This window comes from Marinomonas arctica, from assembly GCF_003259225.1.
Classification (GTDB): Bacteria; Pseudomonadota; Gammaproteobacteria; order Pseudomonadales; family Marinomonadaceae; genus Marinomonas; species Marinomonas arctica.
In genome coordinates this window covers 95,902-121,153 of sequence record NZ_QHJF01000005.1, presented here as the reverse complement: position 1 = coordinate 121,153, position 25,252 = coordinate 95,902, and the positions used below count along the sequence as shown (strand labels likewise).

The window sequence follows — 25,252 nt, the reverse complement described above, 5'->3', positions numbered from 1 at the left end:
TACAAAATTACAGCGTGTAATCAAATTTTGATTTTAACCAAGAGGAAATCCAAGTGTATAACTCAGGAGATACACTAATGGCATCGCTAAGGTGTTGAGCCGCGTCAATACCCACGATGTTTTCATAAGGCCCTACTTGGATTTCAGAGTCTTTGATGAAGGCTGGGTCTTTTAGCATGGTTCTAATGGATGTTTGGTAAGTATTGATAACATCACTAGGCGTATCCGCTGGGATGAAAATTACTTTTTGGAAGGCAAAACCTGCCGCTAAAAATTTCTTGTAAGCGGTATATTCAATCCCTTCAGGTTGCTTGCCAAACTTTTTAGCATAGACTTCTTCAAATGTTGGAAGATCAGCAAAGGCAGGATCTCGAACAATTTTACCTTGATTATTCATAATGCCTAATGAAAACAAAGGTACGGCTTTTTGATTGTTAACTAGATCAAGAGCAGAACTTAAATAAGCAGAAGAGGTTTGGAAATCAATTTTGGCCTCACCACGCTCGAAAGCAAGACGACCTTCACCACGACTTTTCATACCAAAAACGGGTTTGATATCAAGCCCTAGCATTTCGAAAGCCAGAAAGACAGGTAGCTCTAAGCCAGTTGGGCTTTGAGAGCCAAATGGCAACGTTACGCCATCTAATTTCTTAATATCGTCAGCCGAAGACACGCCAAGATCTGGTTGGACATAAACAACGCCACCGGTAGGGCTAGCCAATAGAGGAATCCATTTATCGAAGTTATAGCGTACACGCTTATCGCCTAACATGAATGGATACAATGTTGATGCTGATGTTCCTAAAATATCTTCACCATTGCTCTTTGCACGTTGGAAGAATAAGTTGGTCCCTGTAATGGAGCCGCCACCCGGTTGGTTTTTAATCACAACCGTTGGATTACCCGGTAAATTCTTTGTTAGATGCGGCGCAACAAAGCGAGCCCACACATCTGTACCGCCACCCACGCCAAATGGAATGGTCCAGTTTATTGTGGAAGGGAGTTCTGTTTCCTGCGCTTTTGCAGGGATTGACAGCAAACAGCCAAAAGATAGGATGGAAACACCTAAGAGCTTAGAAAGTTTTTTCATGATTTTTTCCTTTCTTGTTTTTATGAATGTTCAATACGTTTATTATTGTTGTATTGATAGTTAATTAAGATAAACCGTACCTGACAGTATTTTTCTGGCAGTACGAATTACCGATACGCTATTCAAAGCGGATAAATTGTCTTCCTTGCGTTGAGCATTAAGCTCAATTTTTCCTGAAGGATGTTCAAGGGTAAAATAAGATTCGGAGTCTTTATTACCGATGAGTTTGGCCGCTACGGTGCCGGGAAGGCAGCAGGCGGTCACGATGGCAATACTGCCTGTTACGGCCAATGATTTATGGCACTTGTGAGGAACAAAATAGCGGGCATTAATGGTGCCTCCATGGTTCGCTGGAGACAGCAAAATTGGCTTAGGAATAACCGAGTTTGCAACGTCGCCCAACCCCATGAGTTCGCCCGCTTTTAAACGGATGGACTCTAAGCGGCTCATAAATTCAGTGTCGTTATCTAGCTCGCTTGGGGTCTCATTTCCCGTTTTTCCGAGGTCGCTTGCCTTAATTAAAACCACGGGTGTTGCCGCATCAATGCAGGTTACCTCTGTTGAGTTAATAACATCTACGGCATTTCCAGTCGGTAATAATTTACCGGTTTTAGCGCCTTCTACATTAAGAAAAGTCAATTGAATTGGCGCGCCAGGTGAATTGGTGCCACTGATAATAGTGTTGCCCGTGTATTCTACTTTGCCTTGCGGGGTTTGTACCGTCGAATGGATAATTTTACCCGTATTAAGGTTATGAATGCGGACGGTGGTTGTGCCTTGGCTTGCTGGAAACAATCCAGTTTCTATGGCATAGGGAGCAACACCTGCCAGCATGTTTCCGCAATTGGGTGAAAAATCAACGATTTTGTCTAGCACGCCAACTTGGGCAAATAGGTAATCAACATCTGCATCGGGGTGGGTAGAAGCACCAACCATCGCAACTTTACTGGTGAGGCTATTGCCACCACCAATGCCATCAAGTTGGAGTTCATGGCCTGATCCCATGATTTTTAGCAAAACGTCTGCGCAAGCACTACGATCCTGAGGAAGGTCAGAAATTTGCAAGTATGGACCTCTAGAAGTGCCGCCACGCATTATGATGCAAGATATGGTTTGTGACATTCTTATTAAACCTTTGTTGTTGTAAGAGCATGGAACTAAAGTCTCACAACCGGTATTCGTGCATCAAATGCAAAGATAGTACATAATTGATGTGTGAAACGAATCAGTGGGGTGAATGATGCATCAAATAGAATTCAAAGATTTGGTTATTTTTATACGCATTGCAGAAACGGGAAACTTTCATGATGCGGCAGAATTGACCTTTTTATCGCAGCCTGCTTTAAGCCGCCGAATGCAAAAATTAGAGACAATTCTTGGCGCTCAATTATTTGAAAGAACCACTCGGAAAACGTGGCTAACCTCCGTAGGACGTGAGTTTTTGCCAAAAGCTCGACGTATGGTGGAAGATTTTGAGCTATCTGTTTTGGGGATAAAAGACATGGCGTCACAGCAAAAAGGTAAGGTCACTATTGCCTGTATTCCGACCGCCGCCTTTTACTTTTTGCCAAGTGTTATCAATGTTTTTAATGAGCGTTATCCCGGTATTCGGATTCAAATTTTAGATGAGAGTGCGAACCATGGTTTGGAGTCTGTTATTCGCGGTGACGCAGATTTTGGGATCAATATGGCTATTGCTCAACACCCAGAAGTGTCTTTTACCCCACTTTTAGACGACCCCTTTGTGGTGTGTTTGCGCAAAGATCATCCGTTATGCGAGTTGGAAGAAGTGTCTTGGATAGACATGGAACCTTACAAATTAATCAGTGTTGGGCGTGCCAGTGGTAACCGCATTTTGTTAGATAAATCTTTAGCAAGAGACCAAGTGCAGTTAAACAGTTTTTATGAAGTGCAGCACCTTTCGACATCACTTGGTTTGGTCGAAATGGGGTTGGGGATATCGATTGTTCCGAAACTCGCCATGCCATTGAGCAGTGCTTCCGTACTGACTTCTAGGCCGCTTAAGGGGCAAAAAATTGACCGCTCGATTGGCCTTGTCAAACGCAGTTCAACATCGGTATCACCCGCGGCCGATTTGTTTATTAACATTCTATTGGAACATTGGTCTGTTGATTAATGCGGCGGGCAAATAAGGGAGGTAAGCGGTTAATCAAACTAAGCGTAGGCAATCATGCATCAGCAAGCTAGTATGATGCCTCAGCTTAATAGCGTTTGCTATTTCCGAGCACTGCTAGGGCGTTTATGTCTCACTTTCGTGTCCGTTATCAAACGTTTGAATTTGATAAGACTGATATTCATGTACGCACGTTGCGTGATAATCAAGAGTTTTCAGATGATGACGATGTCGCCTTGAAGTTGGGTATTTCATCCGCTGTGTGGCCTTTATTTGGTGTGATTTGGCCTTCTGGTGAGGTCTTGGCGCACCTTATGTTTGACTATCAGGTAGAAGGGTTAAAAATATTGGAAGTGGGTTGTGGTATTGGTTTGGCAAGTTTGGTGTTAAATCATCGTTTGGCTAATATTACCGCCACGGACTATCACCCAGAAGCAGCTGGCTTTCTTAATACGAACGCTCTGTTAAATGGCGATAGAGTGATTCCTTTCATTAGGGCGAGTTGGCAAGACACGAGTATTTATCTAGGAAAATACGACTGTATTATCGGCAGCGACATATTGTACGAGCGTTTTCACGTCGATCTTTTGGCAACTTTTATCGAAAAGCACGCCGCAGACAGTTGTTCTGTATTGCTGGTGGACCCAGGTCGTGGTCATCATGCGCCGTTCAGTAAAAAAATGATTGCCATGGGCTATTCCCATCATCAGCGAAAGCCCATCACAACGTACTACTTGTCTGTGCCTTTTAAAGGGCAAATTCTGACTTATCAAAAAGGCTCGCAGAAATCTAACGCGGTTTATTGAGTTCTGCGCATGTCGTATTTTTTCTCGTTGTAAAGCCAAGTGCCCAGTAATGGATGCGCGATAGCTTGGTTGATTAAATCTTCACTGATGTCATTACTTGGGGTAAGGGTCGAATTTACATAAGTAAAGGTAGCTGGTGGTTTTTTGGGTTGTAAAATGACCGCTTTACCGTCTTTTAAAAAAGCTTGGTTTTCATTGAATTGCATTATCGCTCGCCCGATATAATCATCACCGACTTTTGTTAAGTCTTGCCCAATCATTGGGTGTTCGGAATCAACGCCAATCAATGACAAAAGTGTGGGTGCCAAGTCTATTTGGCTGGTCAATCGACTGTCATTTTTAGGTTTTATCCCATCACCTATAATCAAAGCGGGTATGTGAAAGCTTGGAATGGGCACTAAGTCTGATCTAGTCGTACGGGCATCATGGTCTGCAACCACTAAAAACACGGTGTCTTTCCAGTAGTCTTCTTGTTTCGCCAATCTAAAAAAGTGGCCAATAGCGTGATCGGCGTATTTTACCGCGTTCTCTCGGGTCGCTTTTGGTGTGTTGTAGAGCTCAATTTTGTTGTCAGGAAATTCGTACGGATCATGGTTTGATGAGCTGAAGACCAGACTAAAAAAAGGCCTCCCCGTTTTGGATTTTTCAACAAAGTCTTGATTGGCTTTTGTGAAAAGATCTTCATCGCTTACGCCCCAAGAACCAATAAATTCCGGGTTATTAAAGTCTTTTTCTTCAATGATGGAGTTGAAGCCGTTACCTAAGAAAAAGGATTTCATGTTGTCAAAATGCGCACCACCACCATAGATGAAGTTTGTGTCATAACCTTGCTCACCGAGCAGTTTGGCAATAGTGAAAAAGTTGGTTTGTGAATTGGGAAGTTTGACTGTGCTACGTGCTGGAGTAGGAACAAAGCCAGTAATCACCGCTTCTATGCCGCGTACCGAGCGCGTTCCTGTGGCGTACAAATTGTTGAATGACCATGCTTCAGGCACTAATTTATCGTACTCAGGCGTTAAAGGAAGCCCGCCTAAACTGCCAACAAACTGTGCTCCTAAGCTTTCCTCAAGAATAATGACAAGGTTTTTTGGGCGATCAAAATGCTGGGTCGCTTTTTGTGTATGTAAGGTCGGCAGGTCTGGCGATGTAAAGAGATCGTTATCTAGCCCCATTGCTTTATGGATCTCTGCCATTACCTTATCTTGGCTCATTACCGGGTACAGTTCAAATGAGCTAACTTCATCGGCCATTTGGCTGACTGCGTAAAGAAGAGAATAGGTCGAGTTAAGGGTGAGGCTATTTACGAGCGGATCGTTAGTGAATGCCGTATAGCTTGGGTTGATTGGTCTGTGCTGCAAGCTAGATCGAGCGCCAAGAAAGGCAAGACAGAAAATGATAACGACTAATACTGGACGTTCGAACCATTTAGGCTGTGGTTGGTTGGCAATGCTTTGCTTGCGGAAAAACTGATATGCCAAAATCACAGTGAGAGTAGTGAGGAAAGTGGTTATAAGCAGAGTAACCTTATGACCTTCAATCAGCATAGAGAAGACTTCTTTAGGGTAGAGCAAATACTCTACAAAAAGACGGTTCGGTCTTAAGCTGTATTCTTCAATAAACGCTGGCGTTGATACCTCCATAAATATCAATACAACAAAGGTACAGGTTAGCCAAATTCGAGTAAGAAAATCCCAAATGCGGTTGACATAAGGTATGCCTGAAATCAATAAACTGATGACCGCAGGTATGCCAATAATGTATGAGATGGACGCGATATCAATGCGTAAACCGAAGCCCAGTATTGTGAACCAATCACTAACACTGTCAATTCGATCGTATTTCCAGATCATTAACGACAAGCGACTAAGTAATAAGCAGAGTAGGGTGAGACCTAAAAAAAACAAATATGGTCTGAGAGAAGAGAAAACACGCAAAAACACATTTTTATTATTTGGCATATCTTGTCTCTAAAAGTGGTTATATCTGCGTCAATGTAAAGCATGTGAAGTGAAATAAAAATGAAAAGAAAAACTATATTTTTTGGCTGTTTGATGTTTCAAGCCAATAGAGCGTTTTCTTCCACATGACGTTAGTATTTGTGAAAGAAAAGCCTGAGAGAGTGTTTTTGATTTCCTAATTCGCAGAGCTAGGGAAGGTGCGAATAAGGCTACTAAGGCCCGTAGGGCATGATCTAAAAGCTTGTATTCTGTGTTGAGCACCTCAAAAATAGAACCACTATTGGTATTCGCCTCGAATAGCAAGCTTTTATCCATATGCTGAGACAAGAGGATTTGTTCGTACCTTCCCTAGAGTACTTAGTCTTTTTTCTCTATCGTGATTTCTAATGTTTTACTGCCGCCAGCGAACCACTTTTGTACATACAGCGTCCCCATGATAGGGGCTTTTCCTTCTTCAGGTACTTCTAGATAGCGAACGCTGTTTTTGGTTTCTTTTTCATACTCGAATTTCACTGTGGTTTTAGACATATTAGCTTCCTACGTTAATGAGTGTATGTTGGCGTTTGAAATATCGGATTTTTCCCCGATCTTGAGCAAAAGTGATTATGCTCCGCCCGTGGTCTATTTTGAATTTACGGTCAGATTGATAATGTATTTATGCAATTTATCTAATTTATTTTTTAAAAAAGAGAGATACATCTTAGGTTTGGAAAGCATTTCCTAGATCATGTTGTCATCGTTGGTGATTGTGACTGAGGCTTGCTGCGCCTTTTTTATAAGTAGCTGGATGCCTTTAAAAAATCGTTCTGACGATAAAATTAACCCGATATTCTACTGATAACATGCCAATAGGCCAGAGAAAAAACCATTTAGGGTGTCTGTCCGATGGATTTAAAGCATCGATAATGCTCATCAAGTTCGCAGTGAACTTGATGAGCATAAGCGTGCTGAACGCCTTACTGTTGATATTTCCAGCGAAGGGTGTCAATGATTAAAAAGACAAGCAAACTAATGCCCATTACGGGCATGCTAACACCTAAAATAATGGCAATCAGCAGCGTGATGGTTTTTTGCGTGCCGGAGAGTTTCTTCCATGCTTGGCGCAGTGGTTTGGCCGAAGAGCCTGCTTGTGGTCGACGTAGCCACCACATTTTATAGCCCCAGATAATCATCAAACACAAAGAGAGTCCAAAAAATGCCAAAATGATCTGGTTGGCAACGCCAAACAAAATGCCCATGTGCGCATCAATGCCCCAGCGAATCAGCTTGGCAACAATCGGGAAGGTGGCAAAATCCGCGCGGCTAGTCACTGTCATAGTACTCGCATCAACGGCGACGCTGTCGACTTGCGTTGGCCAAGAGCGATCTATTTCACTCACCCGCCAAGCTTTGTCTTTGGTTGAGGAGGGTCTTATTTCCAGCTTATTCGCGTCGATTCCAGCGTCTCTTGCTGCTTTCAAAACCCCATCAAACAGAGCATCAACATCTTCAAATTTTTCTGCTGCTGGTTTCTTTGCCGGCATATTATGGTGACTTGAATGATTTAGATGATCGGCATGTTCGTCAGACATCATCATATTGTGATCTATGGTTGTGAGGTCTTGTGAGACTGACGGTGTGACCCAGCCAATGCTATTGCGCAATGTGCTGATGTTGTCCCCCGCCCATTTAGACCAAGTTAATCCAGTAATGGAGACAAAGACTAAACCGACAAAAAGCAACAAACCTAATTGATAGTGGCGTCTACGTTTTCGAAGATGCGCTGTTTTGTTGGCCAATTCGGCCTTATTTTTCTTACCGCCTTTGTACCATAAAAATACGCCACCCAGTGCGGCGATCCATAGCCAAGAAGCGGCTAATTCACTGTAATAGCGTCCAACTTCGCCTAAAAGCAGTTGACGATGCATAAAATCTATTGTGGTTCTAAGTGGTAAAATTCCGCTGGTTCCATAGACAGGCAGATTACCTTTGACCTCGAGTGTGATCGGATCGATAAACACCGCTCTGGCACCTGAATGTTGAGCGCTTGCATCTAAGAACATGATGCGTGTTGTATCACCGGTTTCAGGTGCTGGGCGAACGGCAAATAAGATTAAGTTATTCTGTAGGTGCGATTTTGCCGCGGCTATTTGTTGAGAAAGAGGCTGGCTTTCACCCACACTTTGCGTGGTGAGTACGTCTTTGTAAATGGCACTTTCAATTTGTGGTGTGAGCACATAAAGCGTGCCAGTGAATGCGGCCACAAAGATAAAGGGGCCGACGAACAGACCAATATAGAAGTGCAGTCGTGTAATTAGCAGCAACATTGCGTTTGAAGAAGACTCGGGGGTCTTAATAGGTTTTTTTGTCGACATATTGATATTTCTCGTCTTGTAGAAAAGGGCAGAACAATGCCTCTGAGCGGTAAACTCACTTTTCTAGCATTATTAAAGACACGTACACATGATTCAGTACAGTGACGAATCTGAATAGGTCGTGTCGTTTTAGATGTACATATCGATTGCAATATTCATTAGATGAAAACGACTGGTGGCGCTCGAGGTAGAATGGAAGTGAAAGGCACGTGATATTTGTGCGAAAGAGTGGCCACTACGGGGTTTGGGTAACGGTTTTGGCGTAGTGGAATAAGCTCTAAGGTTTTGGCGTCAATCCAATTTAAATGAAAGAGGAGAGAGCAATAACCACAGGCTTCTAGTAAATTTGTGCTTTCTCCATGGGCATGATGCCCATGATGGCTAATATGGGCTGAGTTTGTTTGCGTTGGTTGACTGTCCGTAAGTTCGGAAAGCATTTTGCTATGGTCGTGTCCAGGCATTACCATGGACGTCATAGACATGGCTTCCATTCCAGTATTTTCGATTGATGTGGGCGTTGTTGTGGGCTGGGATGAAAGGGCGTTACTTATTTGCGAGAACAGTGGGCCAAAATAAATCAGGAAAACCGCGATCAAGCACACACACACAGAAAACTGAGTGTGTGTGCTTTTCGTAGGTTGAACGGAAAGGCGCATTGACAAACGACGGCTAGATTTTTAAGTCGGCGCCATGTTCTTCCGCGGATGATACAATGCATTCACCCGCAAGATTTGGTGCGACGCCCACTGAAAAACCATCGCCTTGCATGCCCGGCAGCCATTTTGCGGCCCAATCCACGGCATTGATTTCTAGACTATTGAACCCTGTATAATCTTTTTCGCCCCAAGCCACTGCTAAGGCTTCCGTCGGCCAAATGGGTAATACTTTGTCGCTGCCAAGATCAATGATCAAGCAGCCTTCAGTATCAGCGAGTGTCCACACAGACGAGCCTTTTTTTACGAGTTTTATAACATGCTCATAGCGTTCACGGCTGGGCAAACGGTAAAAAGTATCATCAAGAGGGATTAGGTTTGACATGGGATGGTCTCAATTCAGTCGTAAAAAACGAAATCTTACCACATTGACGAAAAGGAGTGATCCATTCAATCTACCTTTCACCAATGTGGCGGATAAAAATGTTAGGCGAACAGGGTGCGTAACTGCGCTAGGTGTTTTTCTTTTAAATTGTTCTCCATCCAACTCCCCGTTATACCATTTTGCGCCAATTGCAATAATTCCTCTTTGCTAATGCCTGTATGAGTAATTAATGATGCGTAGTTGTCGGCCATATAGCCACCAAAATACGCAGGGTCGTCTGAGTTGACTGTGGCGTTCAGACCACGTTTTAACATGGTTTTAATCGGGTGGTCTTTCATGTCATTAACGACACAAAGCTTTAAATTGGATAAAGGGCATACCGTTAATGTTAGGCCGCGCTTTTTGATTTCTTCAATAAGTTGGTCGTCTTCCAGTGCTCTATTGCCATGATCAATTCTATCGACACCGATTTGATCGATTGCTTGCCATACGTACTCTGGCGGACCTTCCTCTCCCGCATGGGCGGTGACTTTTAGGCCAAGGTCTTTGCAGGCTTCAAAAACGCGCAAGAATTTCTCTGGTGGGTGACCCACTTCAGAGCTGTCTAAGCCAACTCCGTCGATTAACGGCAAAAACGGTTTGGACAGCTCAAGTGTTTCAAAAGCACTTTCTTCGCTTAAATGTCTGAGAAAAGACATGATGAGTTTAAATGTCATGCCCCATTTTGTTTCTGCGTCTTTGAGGGCGTTATAAATGCCGTTGATTTGCGTATCAAAAGGGACGCCACGAGAAAGGTGTCCTTGAGGGTCAAAAAAGATCTCTACATGCACGACGTTTTCGCTGTGAACCTTGCTAAGGTATGCCATGGTGAGATCGTAAAAATCCGCTTCGTGAAGCAATACAGACATGCCTTGGTAATACAGATCTAAAAAGTCTTGCAAGTTAGTGAATTGATAGGCCGCTTTTAATGCTTCAACGGTATGGTATTTCAGTTCAACCTGGTTTCGTTGTGCAATGGCAAACATCTGCTCTGGCTCAAAAGTTCCTTCTATGTGTAAGTGAAGTTCCGTTTTAGGCATTTTCTTTGATAGTTCGATCAGTGTTTCCATAGGTTTCCCTTTCGTTGCTGTGCCTTGAATTCTTAAATATAGCGATAAAAGCGAAGATGAAAAAGAATGGCTGGCAATGTTTTGTGAGTGTGGTTTAAAAAACAGGGGAATATACAGCCAGCAGAGCTGGCCGTATATAAAAAATTACAGCAAACGTATTAACGTGGAATTTCGTCGGTAATACCTTCCACGTACCAGTTAACCTGAGCAAGTTCTACATCGGTTAAGGAGTGGTCAGCGGGTACGGCGATATTGCCTTTGTTGTCTTTGATTGGTCCAGTGAAGGGTTTGAATGCACCGGATTTGATGGCATCGTGAGTGGCATCAATTTTGGCTCGTACGTCCGCTGGTAGATTTGGGTTAATAGACGCAAGCGTTAGCATATCATCTTGGAATCCACCCCAGAAATCTTGCGCTTTCCATGTGCCATCCATGACCGCTTGTACGCGTTTAACATAGTAAGGCGTCCAGTCGTCACGTACGGAAAAGATGTGAGCTTCCGGTGCAAATTTACTTTGATCCGAAGCTTGTCCAATAGCGCGTAGACCACGTTTCTCTGCAGCAATGAGCGGAGCTGGGCTGTCTGTGTGTTGCAGCATGACGTCAACACCTTGGTCCATGAGTGCGTTTGCGGCATCAGTTTCTTTGCCTGGATCGTACCAAGTGTTTGCCCAGACAATTTTCATTTTTACATCAGGGTTAACGCTTTTGGCACCCATGTAAGCCGCATTGATATCACGGATAACTTCAGGGATTGGGAAAGAACCAATATAGCCAATGGTGTTGGTTTTGGTCATCATTCCTGCCGCTACACCAGAGATATAACGACCTTCATAGGTACGCAATACATAAGTACCTAAGTTTTTATCCAGTTTATAGCCTGTTGCGTGTTCAAATTTCACATTTGGAAAGCGTTTTGCAACTTTCACTGTTGGGTTCATAAAACCGAAAGAGGTTGTAAAAATAAGATCATTTCCGGCTTTTGCTAACTGAGTAATAACACGTTCTGCATCGGCACCTTCTGGCACGTTTTCAACAAAAGTGGTTTTGACTTTATCACCAAAATACTCTTCTAAGCCTTTACGGCCCATGTCATGCTCGTAGCTCCAACCTAAATCGCCAACTGGGCCAACATAGATGAAACCAACTTTTAATGGCTCTTCTGCTTGAACCGCAGCGGCCCCCGCTAAAAGCCCCAAACTAACCAGCAAACTTTTCAGTTTCATTTCTCGCTCCTTTTGTGCCCTAAGGCTTTATTGTCTTCAATAGTGAAGTAATGGTTAATGATCTTGTTACGCCATGTTTCTTGGGTCAAAGGGTTTGCCCAATGAACGAGGCGCTAGTAATTTTTCTTTGAAATGGTCGGCACTAATAATCACCATGACAACGACGGTCGCCACATAAGGCAACATGGCCAGTAAGTTGGGAGAAATAGACCATCCCATACCTTGTAATACCAGATGCATAATGCTCGCCAAACCAAATAGATAGGCTCCTAGCATGATTCGTCCAATTCGCCATGAAGCAAAAACAACCAGTGCCAGGGCAATCCATCCTCGTCCAGCGGTCATGTTCTCTACCCACATAGGGGTATAAACGAGCGACATGTAAGCCCCTGAAATCCCCGCCATGGCGCCGCCAAACATGATGGCTAAATAGCGTACTTTGAGTACCGGTATGCCAATCGCGTTTGCCGCGTTAGGATTCTCCCCTACGGCTTTGAGCGTTAAGCCAATGCGGGTTTTATTGACCACGTAAAACAACACTGCGGTCATGCCAAAGGAGAAATACACTAAAATATCATGGTTAAAAAGAATGCGTCCTAGATAAGGAATATCAGACAATAATGGGATGGCGATGGGGGGGAAACCTTGAATGGTTTGACCGACAAAACCCGCCCCCACAAAAGCACTTAAGCCCGTACCAAAAATCGTTAAGGCCAGTCCAGTGGCGACTTGATTGGCACCAAGCTGCAAGACTAATACGGCGAAAATCAGGCTCATGGTACTGCCCATTATCATCGCGGCAAGAACACCAAACCCCATATTTCCAGTAGAGTAGGCGGCTAAAAAGCCAACCACAGCACCCATTAACATCATGCCTTCTTGACCTAGGTTTAATATGCCTGATTTCTCGCAAATGACCTCGCCAAGGGCAATAAAGAGCAGTGGCGTGCCTGTTTTTACAGCGGCAAATAAGATTTGTACGATAAGATCTGAATCCAAGATGTGCTCCTAGTTTGTCGCTTGATTTGAAAAGCTGAGGCGGTTATTAATGAAAAAATCACAGGCCAAGAGGAAGAAAAGTAAAATCCCTTGAAACATACTGACCACGGCAACAGGAATGCCCATTTCGATTTGGGCCAGATCGCCACCCATGTAAATAACGGCCATAAAAACAGCGGCAATGATAGCCCCCAGCGGGTGGAGCCTACCTAAATACGCGACAATAATGGCGGAATAACCGTAGCCCGGGGACACATTCGGTACCAGCTGTCCGATGGGGCCTATGGTTTCGCTGACCCCTGCTAGGCCAGCCAATGAGCCTGCAAATAGCATGACGAACCAACTTAATTTTTTACTATTAAAACCGGCGTATCTTGCCGCGGGTTCATCGGCACCAAAGACGCGTATTTGAAAGCCTAGGTGGGTTTTACTCAAGATAAACCATCCGATGATGCCAGACAGAATGGCAAAAACAATACCAAGATGGATGCGGCTATTTTCAAACAGCGTGGGCAGTAAAGTGGCATCCGTAAACATGGCGGATTCTGGAAAGCCAAACCCCTGTGGATCTCTTAATGGTCCATGCACCGCCCAAATCAATAAATACAGAGCGATGTAGTTGAACATAATGGTGGTTAATATGAGATTTGAATTAAAGCGCAGCTTTAAAAAGGTAGGGACGGCAGCCCAAATCATTCCGGAAGCAATGCCTGCCAATAGGGTAATGGGCAAAGCCAATGCCGAATCTGAGTCGATGAAGTAAAGTGCCATGGCAGAGCCGCCTAATGCCCCTGCTAACAATTGCCCTTCTGCACCGATATTCCACATGTTTGCTCGATAACATAGGGATAATCCCACTGCACAAAGCAGAAGAGGGCCCATTTTGACGAACATTTCACCAATGTTATAACTGTCTGCCAATGGCGCGATCAGTAGTACGTGTAATGCTTGTGAGGGCGATTTACCTATGGCAGAAAATAGAATGCCGCCAAAAATCAAGGTTAACAAAATAGCCAGTAGCGGAGAGGCTACTTTCATTAATGAGCTTGGCTCAGTGCGAGCTTGAATGCGGATCATGCCTTAGCCTCTTGTTCTTGTGCACACACCGATGTGTTATTGATAAAAGTTCCTGCCATCCATTGACCTATTTGGTCGATGTTGGTGTGTTCTGTTTTCACCAAGGGGGATAAATGTCCGTTGCAAACGGCGGCCATTCTGTCAGCCAATAAAAACAGCTCGTCTATGTCTTCTGAGATGAGCAAAATGGCGGCCCCTTGATCTCGAAGCTCGAGTAAGGCTTGATGAATGGCAAGCGCGGCGCCCACATCAACTCCCCACGTTGGGTGGGCACAAATTAATACTTTTGGGTTTTGGCCAATTTCTCGACCCATAATAAATTTTTGTAGATTGCCGCCACTTAAGCTTTTCGCTTCAGAAAACTCGCCATGGCATTTCACTTTGTATTTGGTAATAAGCGTCTGAGTGTAATTTTTGATGCTTTGCCACTGTACGAGTCCGTTTTTAACAAAGCCGTCGCTGTGTGTTAACAGGGTGTTCTCTGTTAGGCTCATATCTGGCACTGCTCCCCGACCTAAACGTTCTTCAGGGACGTAGGCCATGCCCAGTTTTCGCCTTTCGCCGGCATGCAAATGACCAATGTCGAGGTTATTCAGTGAAATAGCCTGTTTGACATTGCGGGCGTCCTCGCCACTAATTATGGCCATGAGTTCGTCTTGTCCGTTGCCCGCAACCCCAGCAATGCCTAATATTTCGCCAGCTTTTAACGTAAGATTGATGTCTTTTAGCGCTGTGCCGAAAGGGTGTTTGGATGGCAGAGACAAATTGGTGACGCTGAATATAACGTTTGTGCCTTCTCTTTTGATGTACCCCGCCTCTTGTTCGGCCAGCTCGCCCACCATCATTTTGGCAATGGTGGCGGGCGTTTCTTCATTAGGGATACAGGTATCCACTACTTTTCCGCCACGGAGAATAGTGGCTTTATGGCAAATTTCAGTGACTTCATGCAGTTTATGGCTGATAAATAGAATACTACAGCCTTCTTTTGAAAGAGTGCGTAATACGTCGAACAGTCCAGATACTTCCTGTGGTGTTAGTACTGAAGTCGGTTCATCTAATATGAGCAGTTTCACCGACTGTACAAGACAACGCATAATTTCCACTCTTTGTCTTTCGCCAATAGAAAGAGAGTGTATGTAGCGACTTGGATCAACGTTTAAACCATATTCTGCCGATAGTTTTTTGATCCTATCCGCCAAATCACCAATGTTATTCAATTGAGCTTTGCTTAGACAGAGCTCAATGTTTTGGCTGACGGTCAGCGTTTCAAACAGCGAAAAATGCTGAAATACCATACCAATGCCTAGGTCTCTAGCGATAGAGGGTGATTTGATGCTGACTTCTCTGCCATCCCAAATGATGTCGCCTTTATCTGGTGCAACCACACCATAAATGGTTTTCACCAGAGTACTTTTTCCGGCGCCGTTTTCGCCGAGTAAGGCGTGGATCTCTCCTGGCATTAGAGTCAGGCTTATATTGTCGTTGGCAAGGCAGCCTGGGTATTGCTTGGTAATGTTCGCAAGCTCAAGGCGTGATACCGAGTTGTGTGTTTTCAATGTTCTGACACCTTATTATTCAAGGTTACATCAATGAAAGAATGCACTTTTTTGGGTGTTGTTTGCTCTATTATGGGGCGCATTATGTTCGTTTTTTACTTATTTGACCGATTAGTTAATGTTTGCTGTCTGAAACAGATATACTGGCTTTATGCTAATCAATATTCATGCCAATGGAGCTGGCAAATATTGTGGCGTAGAATACGAAAGTTTCGGGTGTTTGTCTTAGACTGTTTTATAAGAATGTTATTTATTTAGAGCGATGTTTCTTTGCTCAAATGAATAGGAAAAAGAAAGGCTATTCTGTAGAATACGAGTTTTGGTATTTAGTTAATGGAAACTTTTTTTGCGCGTCTAGTGGTTTTTTGCGAACACAAAGTAGCAAATACTCTGGTTAAGTCTAATGGCTCTTAATGCGGATTGTAAGTGCGGGGTATAGTGTTTTCTTCAATAAAAAAAATCACAGAAAAGCTTTTGAATCTCGGTTTTGACGACGAGTATGGTAATGACCTTAATCAAAAGCATGTGGTGAATTTTTCTTACATGATGTTTTGCATTAGCTCAGTGCTAATGCTAATTGTATTTACATCGCGATGCATGCCTTCTGTTGCGATTTTTTCCTTTGTTGGATTGTTTTTAGGCTTGATTGGTTTGCGTTATAACTACAGAGGATATTTCTATCGCGCGCAAGTATTAATGCCGATTATTAAGATTGTGCAGATTGGCATTCTCAGTTTGTTTTACTTTGGCACAAACAGTGGTCTTCATTGGCTTTTTGTGAATGTTGTTGCCTACTCTTTTGTGGTTTTCCGTTCTGATCAGCGCTCAACCAAATACTGGGTTGTCTGTGTTTCTGCTCTCTTGTTTCTAGCTTGTGAATTATTAGATACAAGAGGTCTTTATCTGACCAAGATTGATCAACATGCAGTGATTGTATTGGTGTTTTTCTCCGTGTCATTCTACTTCGCCATGGTGATACATTTGGTGATGAACAGGCTAAAGTCGGTCAATCGACACTTGCGCATTTTAGCCGAAAAAGATGAGTTAACCGGGTTATCCAATCGAAGAAAGGTGTTGGCGGATGCGGTCAATATTTTTGCTGACTCGGTGATTAATAGAGAATCTTGTGTGTTTGCTATTGTGGACTTAGATCACTTTAAAAAAATTAATGATACGTTTGGTCATGAGGCCGGTGATCTGGTGTTGTCTAAGGTATCTAAACTGATGGCGTCAGTGATACGCCCTCAAGATAAAATTGGTCGTTATGGCGGTGAAGAGTTTATTGTCATATTGCCCAACACTACCCTGAACGCTGCTGAGCGTATTATGGAGCATATGAGGCAATCAGTCGAAGATATGTTGATCGAGACTGAGCATGGCATTGTTATCCCAGTTACTATCAGTATCGGCTTGGCGTCGATAGAGTCCAGTGTGTCTCGTTATGAAGAGATATTGGCGCAAGCTGATAAAGGCTTATATGAGGCTAAGCGCAGTGGTCGAAATAGGCTGTCTGCGCAGTCTAATTATCAAAACTAAAATATAATCGCTTCTTTTTGTTGACATATGAGTTGTCCACTTTCTCTGTGGATAAACTTGTTGGCTAATCTATTTTTCCTTTATTTATTCGTGATGAGGCCGTTTTGCTCGAAGTATTGTTCCGTAGTGATGACTACTGGGTTATTGAAAAGCCTGCAGGCATGAGTTTCCATGCAGAGTCTGAGGAAGTCGGAGTGATGCAGTTTTTGGCCTGCTCCTTCCCTGAGAACACTTTTTATCCAGTGCATCGTTTAGATAAAATGACGTCTGGATTATTGATCGTTGCCTGTAATGCTAAAGCTGCCGCTGCGTTTGGTAAAATGTTTGAAAGTCATGAGATGGAAAAGCGTTACTTGGCGTTGTCCGCAAAAAAACCAAAGAAAAAACAAGGTACTATTGTGGGTGGTATGGTGCCCAGTAGAAGAGGTCAGTGGAAATTAACTAACACTAGGGAAAATTTAGCGGTTACGCAGTTTTTTTCTCTTTCTTTTCAAGGGAGTAGAGTGTTTCTTGTCAGGCCTTTGACTGGCAAAACTCATCAGATTCGTGTGGCGCTCAAGAGTCTTGGGTCGCCTATTCTAGGAGACCTTAGGTATGGTGGGGAGGAAGCTGATAGGGGATATCTGCATGCTTATTCTCTGCAATTTGATTGGCAAGGTGAGGCAGTGCGTTATGTTAGCTTGCCTAGATTTGGGGCATATTTTTCGCCTGAATTGTCTGCTTTTGTTACGGCCCAACTGGGTGAGTCAGTTGTAAAATGGCCCTCTAGAAAGTCATCAATATAACTCAGTAGGAACGATGCCTACTTGAGAAGGAATTGTAATGAAAAATGTTTTGGTTTATTGCCGTCAAGGTTTTGAAAAAGATTGTGCGGCAGAGTTGTCTGAGATCGCAAGTAGCAAAGGATTTTACGGCTACGCTAAGGTGGCTCCAGATACGGGTTATGTTGTGTATAACTTTGATCAGTCGGATGCTGGTGAGCTATTGATACAGCAGCTGGATTTCAATCGTCTTATATTTGCACGTCAGATTATTGCGGTTAACGATGTGATTGCATTGGAGCAGGGTGGCCGAGTTGAATCTTTGCTTGAAGCGGCTCGAGAGTTGCCATTGGCTGAAGATATTTGGATAGAAACCGCCGATACTAATGATGCGAAAGCGTTATCGAATTTGATCAAAAAACTTGAAAAACCCCTACGGGAAGGCTGGAAAAAGTCAGGCGTTTTGCGTAACAAGGCGGTTGGTGTGCGTCATCATGTGTTTATGCTTGACGGAGAGTCTGCTTATTTGGGCGTATCGTATGCTGCATGTCGTAGTGAGTTTCCCATGGGAATTCGTCGCTTGCGCTTTCCTGCAGCGGGCCCAAGTCGCTCAACTCTAAAGCTAGAAGAGGCTTTTTTGCAATTTGTCCCAGAGCGCGCTCTTGAGGCGGATTTAACGGAAGGAATGACGGCGGTTGACTTGGGGGCTGCTCCTGGTGGCTGGACGTATCAGTTTGTTAAAAAAGGCATTCATGTGATTGCCATTGATAATGGTCCTATGCAAAAAGAGTTAATGTCTACGGGCTTGGTGCAGCACGAAAAAGCCGATGGGTTTAAGTTTGAGCCCCCTTACACGGTTGATTGGTTGGTGTGTGATATGGTTGAGCGTCCTATGAAGGTGGCTGAACTGATGGCTAAGTGGTTAGCCAATGGCTGGACAAGGCGTGCGATTTTTAATTTAAAACTGCCAATGAAAAAGCGATATCAAGAAGTCTCGCTGTGTTTACAAGCCATTGAGGCGATGTTGAAAAAAGCGGGAGTAGGTTACCATTATCAAGTAAAACACCTTTATCATGATCGTGAAGAAGTGACCGTTTGCATTATGGTTAGGTAGTGACTGTAAACACGTGTGTAATTTTGAGTTTTAATAAACCCCATAAACGTGCAGTGCGTTTATGGGGTTTATTGCATTAGATGGAGTCTCTAGGATCGATAGGAGAGTACCCCATGGCTTCTTCCATTAGGTTGTCTCTTGCGTAGATATCATTACGAAATTCCAGCATGCCATTTGCGTTTGGCACAACGGTAAAATACACCAAATAAACGGGAATGTAGTTAGGTAAACTGATCACGGTGTTGCTGCCTGTTTTCAGTGTGTTGTTCATTTCATTAAACTGTTTGCTGCCTTTGGTGATTGCTTCAGCAAACACCATAGGCTTTTCTAGTCGAACGCATCCTGAACTAAAAGCCCGCTCCGCTTCACGGAATAGATGTTTCGCCGGTGTATCGTGCAAGTAAATTTCATTCTTATTGGGAAACATGAATTTAAACTGGCCTAGCGCGTTACCCTCGTCAGGTTCTTGTTCAAAGCGAAAAGCAAGTTGGTCTTCACTAATGCTTTTCCAGTTTATTTTGGTGGAGTCCAGTTCTTTTGCACCGATACTCCAGCTTGAATAAACTTTATAGCGATGTTTGATAAGATAATTTGGGTCTGCCTGAAGTTTAGGTAGTAAATTTTCTCTGGCTATACGATGGGGAACGCGCCACGTCGGGTTGGTGACCATGTAAGTCATTAATCCCTTGAAAACAGGGGTTTTACGGTCAGGTTTGCCAATGACGGCTTTCATGGAGGTGAGTTCGCCGTTTAAGTGCATGTCAACTGTGTAGTTGGTTAAGTCCACCCAGATGCGATTTGCTTCTAATTCGCTTGGTAACCAGCGCCATCTTTCTAGATTGTAGGCAATTTGTTTTGCTCTAGATTTCAGTGGGATGTTCAGCATTTCGATGGTTTTTGAGCCAGCGGCACCGTCAGCAGCAATGTGATGGCGTTGTTGAAAGCGCATCAATGCTTCTTTTAAGGAAGAATCAAATTGCTCTTCATTTAGCTTACGTGTAGAGAAGCGTATATCGCCGAGTTGAACTAAGCGTGCCCTTAGCTGTGCAACACGGGGGCCTGTGTCGCCAGCAGAGAGCGGAACCCCAGCGCTTACCAATATGTCTTTTTCTTTGGCGGCTAGCTCTTGGTAATACACGAGCCATTTTTGTAATACTTGATATTGTGGGCTGCGAGGAGCTAGTAGCGGAAGTGCGTTTACCATCTCTGTGGCTGAATCTAAATAAAGAAGCTCTTTCCAATGACTGTTTGGCGCGTCTAGCTGCCAATTCGGGTCGATAAGTTGAGGTTCATAGCGACCATTACTTATGTCATGAGCGTAGCTTGTTAATGCAATCGTCGCGATAACGTCCATTTCTGCCAGTTGTTGAGGGCTGGGTTGCTTTAGCGCTAAATATTCTTTGATGATGCCGGAATGGTAGTGAATAGGATTCAGCCCGTGGGTATAGGATTGCTCAAGCACGTCAACTAGTTTGTAGATAGACGTGTTGACTTTTTCGTCTTGTATCCAAATAGGTTCGTAGTCGCGTGATAGGTAGGCGTCAAGGACGGTTTCATTTGGCAGTGCCTGGCCGGCAACGGGAGTGAAGGCATTTAATGTCAGTGACACTTGAGCTTTGATGCTATTCTCTATTTGAGATTCACTTGGAGGGACTAGGACAAATGACTTATTTGAGCCAGTAGAACAGGCGCTCAAAAATATGCTTGCGCAAAGTATAGGGAGGAGTTGTTTTGCTAATGTCATTTGTCTTTCCTTTTTAATAAACTACTGTGTATTGGCTTTGTGTCGTTTTCCAAATTCGACAAAATACGGATTGCCTCAATTCTGTTGTTACCACAAGTGTCATCGTCTGCCTGAAAGTCTGAGCATACTTTGGGTCTTAATGGATCGCCAAAAATAGCGCAGCGATAGTCATTCAAGAGTTGCACGCAAGTTTCTCCAGCCGCTTTGCCGTTAGGCATGCCGGGGATGGGAGAGGTGATTGAGGGCGCTGTGCAGCATGCACCGCAACTTGGCCGACATTGCATCATTAATTGACCTTATATCTGAAATAAGAGATTGTCTTGTGAGTGATGTATTTTCTTACGTATTATTTACAAAATAGCCTTAAGAATAAGTATTCTAGAGTATCGGAATCTTAGGTCATAGGGGGGAATTAAAAAAGACGCTAAGAAAAGTGTAAACATAATGATTTTACAAGAAGTGCTTTAAGAAAGGATTTTGTTGATGATATCAGAACGGAAAATATTGGTTGTAGAAGATAGTCCAGTTGTACTTAAAGTTCTCAATCATTTGCTGTCTCAAAACCCTATGTTTGTTCCAGTTTTGTGTACTTGCTACGACGAGGCCAAGCGCAAGTTGGAGGAGGATGATTTTTTTGCGGCCATTGTCGATTTAAATTTACCCGATGCTGAAAACGGGGAGATTGTAGATTTGGTGTTGTTCAAGCAAATACCTTGTGTTGTATTAACGGGAAATTTTGATGATGATTTACGTATTAGTCTATTAGATAAAGGGGTTTTGGACTACATCACTAAAGACAGTCGTTATTCGTTTAATCATGCGATCAAAGTGGTTGAGCGTTTGGTTAAAAATGAAGGTGTTAAGGTTTTGGTGGCTGAAGACTCTGTTGCGAGCAGTCGTTTTGTAAAGGCGCTTTTGGAGCAATATCGTTTTAATGTCCTTGAGGTGGATAACGGTCAGGAGGCGTTAGCTAAGCTAGAGGAAGACACAAGTATAAGAATGCTGATAACCGATTATAACATTTCCTTAGTTAATGGTTATGAGTTGGTGCGCATGCTGAGAAGTAACGTTCGATTTCAGGATTTAGTGATTATTGGTCTTTCCGCAGAAGGGGACAGTGCATTATCGGCTAAGTTTATTAAGGCGGGTGCGAATGATTTTTTGAAAAAGCCTTTCTATCACGAAGAGTTTCATTGTCGTGTGGTGCATAGTCTTGAGGCGCAAGAAATGCTAGAGACAATACGTGACTTAGCGAATACAGACCCACTGACGAAGTTGAAAAATAGGCGTTTCTTTTTTGAAGAAGGTGAGCGTCTCTATCGCAAGGCGAATGCTGAAGTTTCTTTGGCCATGTTAGACTTAGATCATTTCAAAGTGGTCAATGATACATATGGTCATCTTATAGGTGATGATTTATTAGCTTTGTTTGGTAGCGATATGCAAGAGGCTTTTCCAGATATGCTAGTTTGTCGCTTTGGAGGAGAAGAATTCTGTCTCATTGCTCAGGTGAATGGGCGAGAGTTACTTGATCGCTTAAACGTATTTTTGGGTCATCTTCGTGCTAAAGAGTATACAGGGGCGAAAGTATCTTTGACTTGCAGTGTGGGATTATGCTGTGAGTCTATGGGCACTTTTGAGGAGCTGATAAAGATGGCAGACCGATATTTATATGAAGCGAAGCGTGAAGGTAGGGATAGAATAATTTCAGGCTTGTAGGTTTTGCTTTGTGTAAAAGCGTCTATAGAATAAAACCTCCCCCTAATGTTTAGATATTAACATTGGGGGGCGATTTTATGTCGCTCAGCTGATGCTTTCACCTGAATAAAAGGAGAGAGAAGGCTATCCTTTTAGCATTCTGGCGAGGATAGGGTTAACTAACCCCGGATTCGCTTTGCCTTGTGATGCCTTCATCACTTGTCCAACAAAGAAGCCAATCATTTTTTTCTGCTTGTCATCATCTGCGGCACGATATTGCTCAACTTGAGCTGCATTGGCATCTAAAATAGTTTGGATCATAGCTTCAATGGCACCCGTGTCTGTTACTTGTTTTAGGCCTTTCGCTTCGATGATCTCATCTGCTGACCCTTCACCGTTCCACATCGCTTGGAAAACGTCTTTTGCGGTTTTTCCATTGATGGTGTCATCCTTGATTCGAACCAATAATTCGCCAAATGCTTGGGCATTGACTGGAGAGTTTTCGATGTCTAGCTGTTCTTGATTAAGTAGCTTGCTCAGCTCACCCATGACCCAGTTAGTTGTCAATTTAGCGTCTTTCACTACATCGTTGGCATTTTCAAAGAATTCTGCCATGGCGCGAGAGGATGATAGAACGCTTGCATCGTACTCGCTGAGTGCATATTCGCTTTGAAAGCGTGCTGCTTTCTGGCTTGGTAGTTCGGGTAAGCTGGTTTTGATGTCGTCAACGTATTCTTGTGTTAATACCACAGGCAGTAAATCTGGGCACGGGAAGTAACGGTAGTCGTTAGCGTCTTCTTTGGAGCGCATACTACGAGTTTCATTTTTCTCTGGATCGTACAGACGAGTTTCCTGAATGATGCGACCGCCGTCTTCTAGAATATCGGCTTGACGCTCAATTTCAGTGTAAATGGCTTTTTCGATAAATCGGAAAGAGTTAACGTTTTTGATTTCGGTTCGGGTGCCGTATTCTTTTTGGCCTTTTGGGCGTAGCGATAGGTTGATGTCACAGCGCATTGAGCCTTCCGCCATGTTGCCATCGCAAATACCAAGATAAGTGACGATAGAGTGAATCATCTTGACGTAAGCAACCGCTTCTTTTGCTGAGCGAATGTCTGGCTCTGATACGATTTCAAGCAAAGGTGTGCTGGAGCGATTTAAATCGATACCTGTCATGCCCTGAAAGTCTTCGTGCAAGGATTTGCCAGCATCTTCTTCTAAATGGGCGCGAGTAATGCCGATGCGTGACGTGGTGCCATCGTCTAGCACAACGTCAAGATAGCCTTTTCCAACAATGGGGTGATCCATTTGGCTGGTTTGGTAGCCCTTTGGAAGGTCGGGATAGAAATAGTTTTTACGAGCAAACACCGATGTCATGCCGATTTCAGCGTTGATGGCATGGCCAAACATAACCGCCATGCGAAGCGCTTCTTTGTTGAAAACCGGTAAGGCACCAGGCATGCCTAGGTCAACAAGGGTTGTTTGTGTGTTTGGCTCTGCGCCAAAGCCAACCGCGGCCCCAGAAAATAGTTTTGATTTTGTAGAGAGCTGAGTATGAATCTCAAGGCCTATAACGACTTCCCAATTCATTGTTATGCTCCTTTTGCCATGTTGGGTGTTTGTAAGTGCCAGTCAGTGTGTTGTTGATACTGATGTGCTACGTTGAGTAGCTTGGCTTCGGCAAAGTAGTTGCCCATGATTTGCAGGCCAACCGGCATGCCATCAGCAAAGCCTGCAGGAACAGACATGGCTGGAATGCCAGCAAGATTCACAGATAGCGTGTAGATGTCTTCTAGGTACATGGCAACAGGGTCGTTGGTTTTGCTGCCGAGGCCAAACGCGGTGGTGGGTGCAACAGGCCCCATGATCACATCGACTTCTTCAAGGGCTTTAACAAAATCTTCTTTTATAAGGCGACGGATTTTTTGTGCTTTCAAATAGTAAGCGTCGTAATAGCCTTCTGATAAGGCGTATGTGCCTACCATGATGCGTTTTTGCACCTCAGTGCCAAAGCCTTCCGCTCTTGAACGCATATACATATCTAATAAATCTTGTGGATTGTCGCAGCGATGACCAAATCGTACGCCGTCAAAACGAGATAGGTTAGAAGACGCTTCAGAAGGTGCAATTACGTAGTAAGACGGGATGCTCAACTGTAAGTTTGGTAGAGAAATCTCTTTCACTGTGGCGCCCAGTTCTTCAAACTCTTTCACCGCTGACATAATGACATCGGCTACCTTTGGGTCTAAACCATTGCCAAAGTATTCTTTTGGTAAGCCAATTTTTAAGCCAGTTAATGGCGCGCTTAGGTTTGCTAAATAATCGTCGGTCGGTTTGTCTGCAGAGGTCGAATCTTTTTCGTCAAATCCCGCCATGGCTTGCATTAAATGCGCGCAATCTTCGGCGCTTTTTGCCATTGGGCCGCCTTGGTCTAGGCTTGAAGCATAGGCAATCATGCCAAAACGCGAGACTCTGCCATAGGTCGGTTTAAGGCCGGTAATACCGCAGAATGAAGCGGGCTGTCGGATTGAGCCGCCAGTGTCAGTTCCTGTCGCAGCAACCGCTAAACCAGCCGCAACGGCAGCGGCGGAGCCACCTGATGAACCACCTGGAACCATGTCTAAATTCCAAGGGTTTTTAACCGCACCGTAGAAGCTATTTTCATTGGAAGAGCCCATGGCGAACTCGTCCATATTGGTCTTGCCCAGCATAACCGCGCCAGCTTGTTGGATGCGACTGGTGACGGTGGATTCGTATGGCGGTATAAAGTTATGCAGCATTTTAGAACCGCAAGTCGTTAATGTGCCTTCGGTGCAGAATAGATCTTTATGGGCAACAGGGATGCCTGTAAGGCTCGTGCCTTTTCCGCTTTGAAGCAGAGTATCAGCCACCGCGGCTTGTTCTAGAGCGCGTTGTTCGCTGACGGTGATGAAGCTGTTTAGTTGAGGATCAAGTTTGGCTATGCGCGCTAAGAACAGACGGGTCAATTCAACGCTAGAAATGTCTTTGTTGCGTAATTTTTTTGCTAATGTCGCGATGCTTTGTTCGAACATGC

At 43.9% G+C, this 25,252-nt stretch carries 22 protein-coding genes; 6 read left to right on the top strand and 16 right to left on the bottom strand.

From position 1 onward, the window contains the following. Positions 1 to 7 precede the first annotated feature (7 nt). Together DK187_RS04095 and DK187_RS04090 are read right to left on the bottom strand one after the other, a co-directional pair. Positions 8 to 1,090 carry a Bug family tripartite tricarboxylate transporter substrate binding protein gene (locus DK187_RS04095; RefSeq protein ID WP_111606071.1) on the bottom strand — a complete coding sequence of 361 codons (1,083 nt, stop codon included), beginning with the start codon at positions 1,088 to 1,090 and terminating at the stop codon, positions 8 to 10. A gap of 60 nt (positions 1,091 to 1,150) precedes the next feature. Beyond that, the gene (locus DK187_RS04090; RefSeq protein WP_111606070.1) at positions 1,151 to 2,212 is read right to left on the bottom strand and encodes a 4-oxalomesaconate tautomerase; all 1,062 of its coding nucleotides are present in this window, start codon (positions 2,210 to 2,212) and stop codon (positions 1,151 to 1,153) included. A 118-nt stretch (positions 2,213 to 2,330) separates the two neighbouring features. On the opposite strand from DK187_RS04090, the gene DK187_RS04085 reads away from it, so the two are divergent. Both DK187_RS04085 and DK187_RS04080 read left to right on the top strand, forming a co-directional pair. Further along, on the top strand, positions 2,331 to 3,227 hold the full coding sequence (locus tag DK187_RS04085) for a LysR family transcriptional regulator (protein WP_111606069.1): 897 nt from the start codon (positions 2,331 to 2,333) through the stop codon (positions 3,225 to 3,227). 125 nt (positions 3,228 to 3,352) lie between these two features. Continuing rightward, the gene (locus DK187_RS04080) at positions 3,353 to 4,030 is read left to right on the top strand and encodes a class I SAM-dependent methyltransferase (protein WP_111606068.1); all 678 of its coding nucleotides are present in this window, start codon (positions 3,353 to 3,355) and stop codon (positions 4,028 to 4,030) included. Here the strand turns inward: DK187_RS04080 and DK187_RS04075 are convergent. The 10 genes from DK187_RS04075 to DK187_RS04035 all read right to left on the bottom strand — a co-directional run bounded on the left by DK187_RS04075 (position 4,024) and on the right by DK187_RS04035 (position 15,347). After that, a complete protein-coding gene (locus DK187_RS04075; protein ID WP_111606067.1) occupies positions 4,024 to 5,988 on the bottom strand; it encodes an LTA synthase family protein in 1,965 nt (654 codons plus the stop codon). The genes DK187_RS04080 and DK187_RS04075 overlap by 7 nt on opposite strands. A gap of 357 nt (positions 5,989 to 6,345) precedes the next feature. Then, entirely contained in the window at positions 6,346 to 6,516 is a 171-nt protein-coding gene (locus DK187_RS21190; protein ID WP_188322978.1) for a hypothetical protein, read from the bottom strand. Between the two features lie 428 nt (positions 6,517 to 6,944). Beyond that, on the bottom strand, positions 6,945 to 8,342 hold the full coding sequence (locus tag DK187_RS04070; protein WP_111606066.1) for a PepSY-associated TM helix domain-containing protein: 1,398 nt from the start codon (positions 8,340 to 8,342) through the stop codon (positions 6,945 to 6,947). A gap of 158 nt (positions 8,343 to 8,500) precedes the next feature. Continuing rightward, positions 8,501 to 8,998 (bottom strand): DUF2946 domain-containing protein, encoded by a 498-nt coding sequence (locus DK187_RS04065; RefSeq protein WP_111606065.1) that lies wholly within the window; start codon positions 8,996 to 8,998, stop codon positions 8,501 to 8,503. A 13-nt stretch (positions 8,999 to 9,011) separates the two neighbouring features. Beyond that, entirely contained in the window at positions 9,012 to 9,380 is a 369-nt protein-coding gene (locus tag DK187_RS04060) for a DUF2750 domain-containing protein (protein ID WP_111606064.1), read from the bottom strand. 101 nt (positions 9,381 to 9,481) lie between these two features. Further along, positions 9,482 to 10,489: an adenosine deaminase gene (locus DK187_RS04055; RefSeq protein ID WP_111606063.1), complete on the bottom strand. Its 1,008-nt coding sequence runs from the start codon at positions 10,487 to 10,489 to the stop codon at positions 9,482 to 9,484. Between the two features lie 158 nt (positions 10,490 to 10,647). Further along, complete coding sequence (locus tag DK187_RS04050) at positions 10,648 to 11,715, bottom strand: BMP family ABC transporter substrate-binding protein (RefSeq protein WP_111606062.1); 1,068 nt, start codon at positions 11,713 to 11,715, stop codon at positions 10,648 to 10,650. Positions 11,716 to 11,781: 66 nt separating this feature from the next. Then, positions 11,782 to 12,714 (bottom strand): ABC transporter permease, encoded by a 933-nt coding sequence (locus DK187_RS04045; RefSeq protein ID WP_111606061.1) that lies wholly within the window; start codon positions 12,712 to 12,714, stop codon positions 11,782 to 11,784. 9 nt (positions 12,715 to 12,723) lie between these two features. Continuing rightward, a complete protein-coding gene (locus tag DK187_RS04040; protein ID WP_111606060.1) occupies positions 12,724 to 13,791 on the bottom strand; it encodes an ABC transporter permease in 1,068 nt (355 codons plus the stop codon). Continuing rightward, positions 13,788 to 15,347 carry an ABC transporter ATP-binding protein gene (locus tag DK187_RS04035; RefSeq protein WP_111606059.1) on the bottom strand — a complete coding sequence of 520 codons (1,560 nt, stop codon included), beginning with the start codon at positions 15,345 to 15,347 and terminating at the stop codon, positions 13,788 to 13,790. Before DK187_RS04035 ends, DK187_RS04040 begins: the two co-directional genes overlap by 4 nt. 474 nt (positions 15,348 to 15,821) lie before the next feature. Between DK187_RS04035 and DK187_RS04030 the strand changes: the two genes are divergently transcribed. From DK187_RS04030 to rlmM, 3 genes are all read left to right on the top strand, one after another. After that, positions 15,822 to 16,883 (top strand): GGDEF domain-containing protein, encoded by a 1,062-nt coding sequence (locus DK187_RS04030; RefSeq protein WP_223232356.1) that lies wholly within the window; start codon positions 15,822 to 15,824, stop codon positions 16,881 to 16,883. A gap of 104 nt (positions 16,884 to 16,987) precedes the next feature. Then, positions 16,988 to 17,668, top strand: coding sequence for a TIGR01621 family pseudouridine synthase (locus tag DK187_RS04025; protein WP_111606057.1), 681 nt, complete (start codon positions 16,988 to 16,990; stop codon positions 17,666 to 17,668). Between the two features lie 37 nt (positions 17,669 to 17,705). Then, entirely contained in the window at positions 17,706 to 18,758 is a 1,053-nt protein-coding gene (rlmM, locus tag DK187_RS04020; protein ID WP_111606056.1) for a 23S rRNA (cytidine(2498)-2'-O)-methyltransferase RlmM, read from the top strand. A gap of 76 nt (positions 18,759 to 18,834) precedes the next feature. Here the strand turns inward: rlmM and DK187_RS04015 are convergent, their stop codons facing one another. Both DK187_RS04015 and DK187_RS04010 read right to left on the bottom strand, forming a co-directional pair. Next, entirely contained in the window at positions 18,835 to 20,502 is a 1,668-nt protein-coding gene (locus DK187_RS04015; protein ID WP_111606055.1) for a L,D-transpeptidase family protein, read from the bottom strand. Further along, positions 20,499 to 20,789 carry a YkgJ family cysteine cluster protein gene (locus DK187_RS04010; protein WP_442915036.1) on the bottom strand — a complete coding sequence of 97 codons (291 nt, stop codon included), beginning with the start codon at positions 20,787 to 20,789 and terminating at the stop codon, positions 20,499 to 20,501. The genes DK187_RS04015 and DK187_RS04010 overlap by 4 nt, the downstream gene beginning before the upstream one ends. Positions 20,790 to 20,985: 196 nt before the next feature. On the opposite strand from DK187_RS04010, the gene DK187_RS04005 reads away from it, so the two are divergent. Continuing rightward, on the top strand, positions 20,986 to 22,218 hold the full coding sequence (locus DK187_RS04005) for a GGDEF domain-containing response regulator (protein ID WP_111606054.1): 1,233 nt from the start codon (positions 20,986 to 20,988) through the stop codon (positions 22,216 to 22,218). A gap of 123 nt (positions 22,219 to 22,341) precedes the next feature. Here the strand turns inward: DK187_RS04005 and gatB are convergent, their stop codons facing one another. Both gatB and gatA read right to left on the bottom strand, forming a co-directional pair. Then, positions 22,342 to 23,787: an Asp-tRNA(Asn)/Glu-tRNA(Gln) amidotransferase subunit GatB gene (gatB, locus tag DK187_RS04000; protein WP_111606053.1), complete on the bottom strand. Its 1,446-nt coding sequence runs from the start codon at positions 23,785 to 23,787 to the stop codon at positions 22,342 to 22,344. Between the two features lie 2 nt (positions 23,788 to 23,789). Then, positions 23,790 to 25,250, bottom strand: coding sequence for an Asp-tRNA(Asn)/Glu-tRNA(Gln) amidotransferase subunit GatA (gatA, locus tag DK187_RS03995; protein WP_111606052.1), 1,461 nt, complete (start codon positions 25,248 to 25,250; stop codon positions 23,790 to 23,792). Between the last annotated feature and the right edge of the window lie 2 nt (positions 25,251 to 25,252).